The organism is Streptococcus intermedius SK54 = ATCC 27335, from assembly GCF_000413475.1.
GTDB lineage: Bacteria > Bacillota > Bacilli > Lactobacillales > Streptococcaceae > Streptococcus > Streptococcus intermedius.
The window spans coordinates 256,810-266,223 of sequence record NZ_ATFK01000003.1; the positions used below are offsets into that span (position 1 = coordinate 256,810).

Consider the following 9,414-nt stretch of genomic DNA (forward strand, 5'->3'; position numbering starts at 1 on the left):
GGAATGTTCATGCTTTAAATCGTTTATGATGTATTAGTTTCTATTTGCTAATTGTTTTTCTTAATTGGAGGTATTTGATAATATTTCTGAAGATGGCATGTAGTGGTTTGTAGAACTGCATCGCGTATCGAGAACGCAGTGAAAGAATAAATAAGAATATTATTTGATGTAGTCGATAAAAGCTTTTTAATGATTTTCACGCTTTGGTAAAAAACCACTATTGTTTTAGATGAATAAACTTGTTTTTGATATATTGTGGACAAGAAAATCATTCTTTAATAAAATAACGATGGAATCATCATAAGAATCTCTTTTCAGAAAGTTCTTTTCTGAAAGTCTATCTATCACTTATTAGCAAATAGAGACGGCTCCTAGCTTTCTGTAGAAATACAGTAACTAGGAGTTTTTTGTATGCTCTAAGTGGTAAGAGTTTGTAGAATCAGAAAAAAATTCAATATTTATAATGTTTAAGTAACTTAGAGAGTTGATTATTCAACTCTCTTTTTGTTTGTTTAAAACAAGTAGGAAAGGAGAAGTGTTGATGAAATATAAAAATCCCTTATTACTAGTTTTAAGAAATTAAGTCACATTATTTCAGTATTGACTATCCAAATATTTATTAAAGTATGAATGAAGAGTGATAGCTATGGAAAAAAATATTTTTTATGAACAGTTGATAAAGAGTGAACCATTAGGCTTCATTGACCCGTTCGCTGATTTAGGAGAATTTGATCGATTTCAGCTAAAGTTCAAAAGTCCAGTAAGAGAATTAGTAAATAAGTATTCAGGTGAACGCTATAGCCCACAATGGCAAAAGAAAATAGAAGAGATGAGAAGCCTCTACATTCAATATCAGATAAGTATTAGAGAAGATGATACAGAAAATACTTTTGAAACAAAAGTTAGAAAGCAATCTGATAAAGAGAGTTTTGAAGAAGATGTTATAACATACCTTAAATTAGGCTTTCGTTTTGCAGAAATCGAAAAAAAGATGAATCGATCTGCTAAACGACTGCGTAGTCAATGGAAACGTAGTCAATATGTAGAGACTCATCCTGCAGTAATCTATAATAAGCAAGATTTACAAGCTGGTTATGCAAAGTCAAAAAATTATTTACCAGGAAGTATGAAACTGAAAGGAGAATTATGATACAAGAAGAAATATTTATTTCTATGGAGAAGTCTTTAAAACAAGTAAAAAATAGTCTAGATCTGTATTATTCTTATTGTATGAGAGGTAGCTTGTATGCAAAAGCAATATCGGCAAGAAATATTAGGGCTGAAGTTAGCTCTTTGCTAGATAGAATAGGACTATTAAAAGATTGTGAATATATTCCTCGTTATGCTATCGTCGAACTCTCTAAACAATTAAAAAAACTTGTAAAGAGTTGTAGTTCATGGGAAGTTGTAGGGCTTTTTTCACCAGAACAATTATCAGAAATAGTTGCTTATTCAACTTTTTTGGAAATTGAGGATGGGTTATAAATCAGGAAAATATAGATCAAATGATTGAAGATTGGATTGAAAATGGTTTTCCTAGCAAATTAAAACAGCTGATATCTGATGAGAAGTAGCCATGATTAGGATAAGTATATCTATCTGAAGTTGTTTAAAAAGAAAGAGAGGAGACAGACTGATATGGCTATTACAGAAAGAAAAGTATTCTTACAAACTTTAAAAAATGCGAGAAGCAGAGTTATCCTATTGGATCGACTAAAATCATCTATACTTGACAATACAGCAGTCGATCTAGAAACAGTACCATTTGCAGGAACTAATTCTACTAATTTGGATGAAGCGATTCAATGTTACATCGATTACGGAGAATTGCCAATAAGTGGCAAGCTAAATGATTTCTGGAAAGCATATGAACAAGCCTTAGCAGATGAGGAGAAGAAACATGAAGAAAAAGAGACATAACACTGGGATTTGTAAAGTATGTGGTTGCACTTGGAATAGACCTTGTATTGATGAGGCACATGGAGCATGCTGGTGGGTTGATGAAACAGAGACGCTTTGTAGCCATTGCTACTACGGTTGGGGTAAAGACAAAGGAGAATTATGCAGCTAGAGACAATTTACCATCTCATCTTAAAAAATGGGATTAGAAACTATAAGTTTAAGAACAGTCAATTAAGACCTAAAAATTCTCCTGAAGAAGAGAATAAAGGTTCTATTTTTGGCTATCGTTCTAAAGATGATATGGTTCATGCTACTGGAGTCGTTTTAACCTCGTTAGAAGCGATTATAGAGAATCGAGATAGATTTACTCATTGGACACCAAATGTTTATCGATATGGAGCTTATAGTGACAAAAAACGACGAATTACACGAGGACACAATGAAGAGAATCTTAGACAAATTAACACCTTTTACATTGACTTTGATATTACTTCATCAGCTGAAGAAATGTCCTCTGGAGACATCCTGAATGTGGCAATGGATTTAGGATTTATGCCAACGCTCATTTTAAAATCTGACAAAGGTTATCAAGCTTACTTTGCACTGAAAGAGCCAGCTTACGTGACTGCTCATTCAAATTTCAAAGTCATCAAAGTTGCGAAAGAGATCTCTCAGAATTTAAGAAATCATTTTAGTAAACATCTTCCAGTTGACTTAACCTGCAATCACTTTGGAATCGCTAGAATTCCTCGAACAGACAACGTAGAATTCTTTTTTGAAGAGTATACCTACTCGTTTGAAGAATGGCTTCAATGGTCTATGAAACAGTCAGAATTTAGCTTTTCAAAACGGAAAGCAAATCTAACTGTTATCACAGGAACGGAAGGCAAAAAACAAATTGATGAGCCCTGGTATAGAATGCTGATGAATGAATCAAATATCAAGGGAGCTAAAGCCCTGATGGGAAGAAACAATGTCTTATTCACTTTAGCGCTTGCGAACTATTCATCAGGTGTCTCTCAGGGCGATTGTGAGATAGTTTTGGGACAATTCAATGCAGGATTGGACGAACCACTCTCTCAGGACGAATGTCTGAAGATTGTCAAAAGTGCTTATTCTGGGAAATACGAAGCTGCTAGTAGAGATTTTGTTCTCTTGCTTTGTAAAGCTTGGGTGGATAAGAAACTAACAACTAGTGATCTTTTTATTCGACAAGGTTGGAAGAAGTTTAAGAAACCTCGACAAGCAAGAAAAAATAGTCATCTGCATGAATGGAAAAGTGATGTCATGAACTATTTAGAAAGTCTGTCACAAGATACTGATCCATTTCTTCAGACGACAAAGAAAACGATACGAGAGGAACTATCAATTCCAGAAAGAAGTTTAGATAAGGTATTGAAAGTTTTGAAGAAAGAACAAAAAATCTTTTTGAAAGTAAAATCTGGTCGAGGTGGAGGTATTCGAATTGCTTCTATCAAATCTGTTCTTTTATCTGTTATTCAGATTAAAAGAGAGCGTCAGGAAGCTTATTTTGCCAATATAGCCACTTTCTTTGAAGAAAGATTAGGATTTATCCAACAGGTACTTCAAAGAGCAGAGATGGCTTTTAAACAGGTTCAAGAAGTCTCTTTGTTTGAGGTTGACGTAGGCTAGATCGAAAACCCGCAAACTCCCATTACATTATATCTAGGATACCGTGAGGGATTTGTGAGCAGAAAAATAGATGTAAAAAAATAATAATCTATTAGTAGGAGAATATTTCTATGCTAGAAAAACTAAGAAAGAAGATAGAACAAAATCTTTATCAGCTTATAAACATAAATAAGAGCTTAGGAGAACTTTGTAAAAGTCAATATGAATTATTGCTACATACTAGTTCTACTGAAGAGGATTTTGTAGCTTTAAATAATGATATAAGATTCATTATTGAATTATATGAAAAGGAAGGTTGAGAGTAATTATGAAATCAATTCTAAGGTATCCAGGAAGTAAATGGAACCTAGCACATAAGATTATTGAATTGTTTCCAGCTCATAAGAGCTATTTAGAACCATTTTTTGGAAGTGGAGCAGTTTTATTTAATAAACCTTCAAGTTCAATTGAAACGGTTAATGATTTGAATGAAGATGTCGTAAATTTGTTTCAAGTGATTCAAAGTTGTCCAGAAGAGCTGACTAAAAAAGTATTTTTAACTCCTTATAGTCGAGCTGTTTATGATAGAGCTTGGGAATTTCGTCCAAAAGATGAAGTAGAAAAAGCTCTTAGTTTCCTCATTCGTTCCATGATGTCACATGGTTTTAGAAATACAGAGAAATCAGGATGGAAGCGAGATGTTAATGGTCGTGAACGATCTTATGCAGTTAAGCATTGGAATGAATTACCTGGAATTATTCAAGAGGCAGCCTTGCGCTTAAAAGAAGTTCAAATTGAAAAGCGGCCAGCATTAGATTTAATTCAAGAATTTAGTCGGAAAGATGTTTGTATGTATGTTGATCCACCATACGTATTAAGTACCAGAGCTAGAAAACAATATACTGTTGAGATGGAAGATAAAGATCATATAGAACTTTTAGGAGAATTGAACCAGTCTAAGGCAAAAATATTACTTAGCGGTTATGATAGCGAACTTTATAATAAACGGTTATCTAATTGGGAAAGAATAGAGTTTGCATCGCTGGCAGAGGGTGGTCTGAAACGAGTAGAGGTTCTTTGGATGAATTTTCAGCCTAATAAGCAGCTAGAACTATTTTAGGAGGTTATACATGACGATTAAGCGTAAACATATATCAAAAACAATGAGGTTACAGGTGTTACAAAAATACAATCATCATTGTGCATATTGTGGATGTGAGATAAGTTTTAAATCTATGAGAGTGGATCACTTTTTGCCACTTCAAAAAGGTGGTCTAGATGAGGAAGGAAACTATATGCCAGCTTGCCATCAGTGTAACCATTATAAATCTGTATTTACGATTGAACAGTTTAGAAACAATTTAAAGTCCGTTCACGAGAGATTACTTCTTCCGTTCTTACCGAGATTATGTGAAAAATATGGAATTATTGCAATCAAACCATTTGATGGAAAATTTTATTTTGAAAAATTAGAGGAGAAAACAAAATGAAATTAAAAATAAATAGAGATTTATTTGCATCAGCTTTTGTGAGAAGTACAATTCTTTTCATTGTGCTTGGTATCATTAGTTATTGTCTAATAGATATTTTTGCTGCTAATAAAATTCAGAATAACAATATTTATCGGATTGTTCGTCTGACAAGTCAAACTCAAGGCATTGGAACCAAAAATGAAAAAACAGTTTATACAATTACTCTGAGTCAGTATGATAAAAATAAAGATGTATTTACTATTCCTATCAATTTGGAAACCTATACCAAACTTCGTTGGTATTCTTCTCCTTTAAAAGTCAATTTCTTGTCAAGCACTTATGTTACTTATACATCTAAAGCTGGTTTCGGTACAGTAGATGATAAAATTCACTTTATTTCTACAGCTCCGGAATTGAGAGAAAAATATGCATATTCCTACTGTTTTCTAATTATGATAAGCTATTTCCTTACTATCACTTTGATCTATATTGTAGAGAGTATTGATAGGGATAGACTTGCTGAAGACAGTGAATTGGTAAAAATATACAAGGAGGAAAACAAATGAAATATATTATCTTTAGCTTTTTATTAGGGGACTATGTTCGTGATAGTGAAGAGAAGATTTTGGTTTTTGAAAGTCAAGGATTGGCTTGTCAGTATATTCAGAAGCATTACCACAAAGAAGAGCCTATTTCGACAACTAAGAAGTTTACTTGTTTGTCAAATTATTATGATGCACCGTTTCGGTTTCATAAAGTCAGCTAGAAAGAAGGAGTAGAAATGACTGAAAAGAAATATAAAATTCTTCGTGGCTATTATTTAACAGGCGTAGGTCAAGAAGAAGATGCTAATTATTTTAAAATGGATGACCAACATTCTGATTATGAATTTATTGCTGAAGGAGATATTTGTTTGACTTTCTATCAAAACCAAGACGTCATTACAAGTATTCCTGCTTTAATTCGAGTAGATCATATTATTAAATCAGACAATGTTGTATCTAGTCTATTGAAAGCTGAAAAGAATGATCATCTTCCAATGCTTCCAATTGTTCATATCTTTGATTCTTTTGATCCAAAGCTCCAAAAGAAAATGCAAAATACTTTTCAAGTATTAAACAGCCAAATAAAAGAATTGGCTCAATTTAAAATGATTCAAGGCAATTTATTTGATTTTCTTGAAGAAGAAGGAGGGAATCATGATGAAAAATAAACTAATGTTTCTGATCGGAATATTTGGATTAGTTTTATTGTTTGGTATGGCTATTTATAGCGGTTTCCAGTTTGATACCCCTTATGACAGTCATTTAACTCAAAAGCAATACAACGATGTAGTACTTGAGCAAAATGTTCAGCTTGTCTTTTATAAAAAGACTTGTCCTTATTGTCAAGCTGCTAAAAATGCAGTGATTAAAGCTGCTAGTAAGAGTGATTATCCAACGTTTTATATCAATATTCAAACGAAAGAGGGACAAAAATTAGTGCATCAATATGAGGTAAAAAAAGCAGCTACCGTAGTCTCTATTCGTAAAGGAGTTATCAAGTCTTACTTGTATGCTAAAAAGAACAACAAGGGAGATTTCGCAGCTAATAAACAAGCAATAAAGGAGGCATTCCGTGAGTAATTTATTTAATTTTATCGGGCATGTTATCACAATGTCTGCTCTGCTGACAGCTTGGTTTTTTCCACTTTTTCATGTGACGATTATTCGGAACTTTGAACAAGAGAAACGAATCTACAGAGCTTCTTTAGTGTTGATGATGCTTTTAAAAATCATTTATCCAGATAGTAAAATTCATCTTCGTGAGTGGAGGCAAGAAAAATGATAGATACAATAAAACAATTGATTAAACAACTTCAAGAAAGTGCAGTTATTCAATTCTTTTACAGAATAAAAGAATGGTGTCAAGAAAATGTTGTGAAGCGAAAATTGATTACTTTTTCATTTCTGTTAGCTGTCTGGAGTAGTCTGTTATTAGGCGCTATTTTTTCCCCGCAGCGTCAAACCTTTACAACAGACCAACTTGCGACTAAGCGAGTATTTGAAAACGGAACAGGAGAAATTAGTTTAGTTAAACAAATCTATTCTCCAAAAACAGGAGTGATTGTTCTTCAGTTTGAAACAACGGATTCTACTTCATCTATTGCACGTGGAATAGATAGTAAAAGGTTAAATTGGAAACTATATGCACAACATAAATCTTCTGATACAAGTATGGAAGTAATTCCAATTACTGATAAAAAAATATCCGTCATTATCAAAAATGTTCCGAAAGGTTTTGGAGCTTTTGCGATTGATATTAAAAATAATAGAGTGACTACAAATCAAATTGATGTAGATATTTCTACGCCATCTAGTTCATCAGATGATGATTTTAAAGGCTTCAAACAAGAAGATAAATCTTCAGAAAATGTGGTTCAATTTTTTGTCACTCCACAAAACAAAAAAATGGAAATAGTAACTGTTAAAAATATTTCTCGTGAAGAATTTGCTCTTCAAGAAATTGAAGAAGAAATTGGTTTTCAAAAAGAGCAGATGAAGAAATTGACTCAATCGATAAAAAAACTAAAAGAACTCATCAAAGATAATGAGTCTTCTAAAGAAAGCTTGCTGACAGAAGCAAAATATTTATCAGGTGATGACTTAACCAAGAATCAAAAAGACATTGAACAGATTGATTCTGATACAGAAACGAAGAATCGTTCTATTGAAACAGCTAACCAAAATATAGACATTTTAAAAGAAAAAACAACTTCGTTAGAAAAGAAGAAGGCAGCTGTCAAAGATGGTACATTTGAATTTTCAAGTCCGATAGAGACTGTAGAGATGAAATAACAAAATGCGGAAGTAAAGAGGTAAAAATTATGGAAAAAATATATGGAAAACTCGCACCAAAAGGACAACAACCTATTAGAAAACACCGTGTAGTATTTACAAGTACAAAAGGATTGTTTAGAAAACAAAGATGGGTGATGTTAGACATTGATGAAAATGGAATAACTTATAATAGTGAGACTGGACATACAGGGGACATGTTTTCTTCAATGTATCTTGCTATAGGGGAAATTATCATAGATGAACAAGCTTTTACAATAACCATTAAGAAGCCTGTATGGGATGATCATAAAATTTATGTTATTGATCTAAAAAGACTAGATGGAGATTTATGGAGTAACTTCACAAAAATCAAAGATACACTCATTGTTTTTGCCGGAAACAAGTTGGTCAATTAAGTTAGATTGAAAGGAAAAAAATCATGAAAAATTACACTCAAAAATGGAAAGAACTAAATAAGAATGGAATCAAATTATCATTGATTTGTGGTTTGAACTGGCTGATAAAATTCTTGTTTAAGGGACAATTTTATCTTTTCTCAGCTGTTTTTTTAGGATTGCTGACTTATTACATGCCGCAAGATATCCAATTATTTACAGTAAGAGTTTTAGAATTAATAGTCATGCTTAAAATAACGACAGATGTTATCTATACGATTTTTTCAAAAGAAATTAGACGGATGAAAAACCCTCTTCTGTTAGGAGTAATGTCCTTATTCTTTCTAGCTGGTAATGTCTATATTAAACAACATACTTTGACAGAATTTTTGGTCAATCGTTTCTTTACGTTTTGGTTCATTAGTCTTGTTTTGACAATACTGGTAATTGTCATCCAACCGAGATTATTTAAGGTCCATCTCTTCAAAAATGTGCTCAATAAAACTTATTTAGGAATCCGAAAAACAACAGATGAGCTACCTCCAGAGTGCAATTTTTACACAGATGCGGATGAAAAAGATGCGGACAAACGGATGAAAATGATGAACCAACATGTGATCAAAAAAACGTATCAGGGAGTTGTCGAATTAAGTTTTCTAAATAGAGAAGTAATTACAGGTATCAGTTATAAAGCAGTGCCATTTGAGAAAGAAAAGGAACGGGCTTTTATGGATGTAGACACGATTTATTATCCTGTTTTTAGGGTTTATCCATTTGGAATTGAGGAAGATTTTGGTCACATACTAATTAAATTTAAACTTAGTCGAAAGGCTGCTTTTACAAAAAACGCTGAAGGTTTACTGAAGAAAGATTTTTAAAATATGCTGCTCCCTAATAATTATATTAGGGGGTGTCTTTTTATATTAAAATAATTTTTATTTTTGTCAAGTTAAAAATTATTTTTCTGATTTGTCCCATTAAAAACTAAAAAAAGAATATCTCTTATACTAAATAAAATAGAATATAAAGGAGTGCTAAAATGGCAAAAAAGAACATCAATAAAATTAAATCAGAGCTTGAAGAATCAAAGGCAAAAGTTATCGCTTTGGAAGCAGAACAGAAACTTGCGGAAGAAACTCTTCAAAAAGAAATTGGAAAAATTTATATGCAAATTCAATTCAAAAAAGATAAAAA

General features: G+C 32.3%; 16 protein-coding genes. All 16 read left to right on the top strand.

What is annotated here, in order from left to right; translation table 11 throughout:
* The first annotated feature begins 646 nt into the window (after window positions 1–646).
* Entirely contained in the window at window positions 647–1,150 is a 504-nt protein-coding gene (locus HMPREF1654_RS05340; RefSeq protein ID WP_003030146.1) for a hypothetical protein, read from the top strand.
* Window positions 1,147–1,485: a hypothetical protein gene (locus HMPREF1654_RS05345; protein ID WP_003030145.1), complete on the top strand. Its 339-nt coding sequence runs from the start codon at window positions 1,147–1,149 to the stop codon at window positions 1,483–1,485. Before HMPREF1654_RS05340 ends, HMPREF1654_RS05345 begins: the two co-directional genes overlap by 4 nt.
* A 153-nt stretch (window positions 1,486–1,638) precedes the next feature.
* Window positions 1,639–1,920: a hypothetical protein gene (locus HMPREF1654_RS05350; RefSeq protein ID WP_003078009.1), complete on the top strand. Its 282-nt coding sequence runs from the start codon at window positions 1,639–1,641 to the stop codon at window positions 1,918–1,920.
* 20 nt (window positions 1,921–1,940) lie between these two features.
* Complete coding sequence (locus tag HMPREF1654_RS05355; protein ID WP_155115199.1) at window positions 1,941–2,108, top strand: hypothetical protein; 168 nt, start codon at window positions 1,941–1,943, stop codon at window positions 2,106–2,108.
* Entirely contained in the window at window positions 2,062–3,555 is a 1,494-nt protein-coding gene (locus HMPREF1654_RS05360) for a primase C-terminal domain-containing protein (RefSeq protein ID WP_003078069.1), read from the top strand. Before HMPREF1654_RS05355 ends, HMPREF1654_RS05360 begins: the two co-directional genes overlap by 47 nt.
* A gap of 110 nt (window positions 3,556–3,665) precedes the next feature.
* Window positions 3,666–3,854, top strand: coding sequence for a hypothetical protein (locus tag HMPREF1654_RS05365; RefSeq protein WP_003030140.1), 189 nt, complete (start codon window positions 3,666–3,668; stop codon window positions 3,852–3,854).
* 8 nt (window positions 3,855–3,862) lie between these two features.
* The gene (locus HMPREF1654_RS05370) at window positions 3,863–4,654 is read left to right on the top strand and encodes a DNA adenine methylase (RefSeq protein WP_003078075.1); all 792 of its coding nucleotides are present in this window, start codon (window positions 3,863–3,865) and stop codon (window positions 4,652–4,654) included.
* Window positions 4,655–4,664: 10 nt separating this feature from the next.
* Complete coding sequence (locus tag HMPREF1654_RS05375; protein WP_014829647.1) at window positions 4,665–5,024, top strand: HNH endonuclease; 360 nt, start codon at window positions 4,665–4,667, stop codon at window positions 5,022–5,024.
* On the top strand, window positions 5,021–5,572 hold the full coding sequence (locus tag HMPREF1654_RS05380) for a hypothetical protein (protein WP_003077996.1): 552 nt from the start codon (window positions 5,021–5,023) through the stop codon (window positions 5,570–5,572). Before HMPREF1654_RS05375 ends, HMPREF1654_RS05380 begins: the two co-directional genes overlap by 4 nt.
* Window positions 5,569–5,772, top strand: a complete 204-nt coding sequence (locus tag HMPREF1654_RS05385) for a hypothetical protein (RefSeq protein WP_003078066.1) — start codon at window positions 5,569–5,571, stop codon at window positions 5,770–5,772. Before HMPREF1654_RS05380 ends, HMPREF1654_RS05385 begins: the two co-directional genes overlap by 4 nt.
* 15 nt (window positions 5,773–5,787) lie before the next feature.
* Entirely contained in the window at window positions 5,788–6,219 is a 432-nt protein-coding gene (locus HMPREF1654_RS05390) for a hypothetical protein (RefSeq protein WP_003078021.1), read from the top strand.
* Entirely contained in the window at window positions 6,206–6,631 is a 426-nt protein-coding gene (locus HMPREF1654_RS05395; RefSeq protein WP_003078013.1) for a thioredoxin domain-containing protein, read from the top strand. Before HMPREF1654_RS05390 ends, HMPREF1654_RS05395 begins: the two co-directional genes overlap by 14 nt.
* Complete coding sequence (locus HMPREF1654_RS05400) at window positions 6,624–6,833, top strand: hypothetical protein (RefSeq protein ID WP_003078073.1); 210 nt, start codon at window positions 6,624–6,626, stop codon at window positions 6,831–6,833. Before HMPREF1654_RS05395 ends, HMPREF1654_RS05400 begins: the two co-directional genes overlap by 8 nt.
* Window positions 6,830–7,843: a hypothetical protein gene (locus tag HMPREF1654_RS05405; RefSeq protein WP_003078046.1), complete on the top strand. Its 1,014-nt coding sequence runs from the start codon at window positions 6,830–6,832 to the stop codon at window positions 7,841–7,843. The genes HMPREF1654_RS05400 and HMPREF1654_RS05405 overlap by 4 nt, the downstream gene beginning before the upstream one ends.
* Before the next feature lie 29 nt (window positions 7,844–7,872).
* Window positions 7,873–8,241 carry a hypothetical protein gene (locus tag HMPREF1654_RS05410; protein WP_003078032.1) on the top strand — a complete coding sequence of 123 codons (369 nt, stop codon included), beginning with the start codon at window positions 7,873–7,875 and terminating at the stop codon, window positions 8,239–8,241.
* 23 nt (window positions 8,242–8,264) lie between these two features.
* A complete protein-coding gene (locus tag HMPREF1654_RS05415) occupies window positions 8,265–9,098 on the top strand; it encodes a hypothetical protein (RefSeq protein WP_003078057.1) in 834 nt (277 codons plus the stop codon).
* Window positions 9,099–9,414: the final 316 nt, after the last annotated feature.

Excerpts from the sequence above, each read along its gene's own strand:
- HMPREF1654_RS05340 (WP_003030146.1), top strand. The coding sequence starts at position 647 with ATGGAAAAAAATATTTTTTATGAACAGTTGATAAAGAGTGAACCATTA.
- HMPREF1654_RS05345 (WP_003030145.1), top strand. The coding sequence starts at position 1,147 with ATGATACAAGAAGAAATATTTATTTCTATGGAGAAGTCTTTAAAACAA.
- HMPREF1654_RS05350 (WP_003078009.1), top strand. The coding sequence starts at position 1,639 with ATGGCTATTACAGAAAGAAAAGTATTCTTACAAACTTTAAAAAATGCG.
- HMPREF1654_RS05360 (WP_003078069.1), top strand. The coding sequence starts at position 2,062 with ATGCAGCTAGAGACAATTTACCATCTCATCTTAAAAAATGGGATTAGA.
- HMPREF1654_RS05365 (WP_003030140.1), top strand. The coding sequence starts at position 3,666 with ATGCTAGAAAAACTAAGAAAGAAGATAGAACAAAATCTTTATCAGCTT.
- HMPREF1654_RS05370 (WP_003078075.1), top strand. The coding sequence starts at position 3,863 with ATGAAATCAATTCTAAGGTATCCAGGAAGTAAATGGAACCTAGCACAT.
- HMPREF1654_RS05375 (WP_014829647.1), top strand. The coding sequence starts at position 4,665 with ATGACGATTAAGCGTAAACATATATCAAAAACAATGAGGTTACAGGTG.
- HMPREF1654_RS05380 (WP_003077996.1), top strand. The coding sequence starts at position 5,021 with ATGAAATTAAAAATAAATAGAGATTTATTTGCATCAGCTTTTGTGAGA.
- HMPREF1654_RS05385 (WP_003078066.1), top strand. The coding sequence starts at position 5,569 with ATGAAATATATTATCTTTAGCTTTTTATTAGGGGACTATGTTCGTGAT.
- HMPREF1654_RS05390 (WP_003078021.1), top strand. The coding sequence starts at position 5,788 with ATGACTGAAAAGAAATATAAAATTCTTCGTGGCTATTATTTAACAGGC.
- HMPREF1654_RS05395 (WP_003078013.1), top strand. The coding sequence starts at position 6,206 with ATGATGAAAAATAAACTAATGTTTCTGATCGGAATATTTGGATTAGTT.
- HMPREF1654_RS05405 (WP_003078046.1), top strand. The coding sequence starts at position 6,830 with ATGATAGATACAATAAAACAATTGATTAAACAACTTCAAGAAAGTGCA.
- HMPREF1654_RS05410 (WP_003078032.1), top strand. The coding sequence starts at position 7,873 with ATGGAAAAAATATATGGAAAACTCGCACCAAAAGGACAACAACCTATT.
- HMPREF1654_RS05415 (WP_003078057.1), top strand. The coding sequence starts at position 8,265 with ATGAAAAATTACACTCAAAAATGGAAAGAACTAAATAAGAATGGAATC.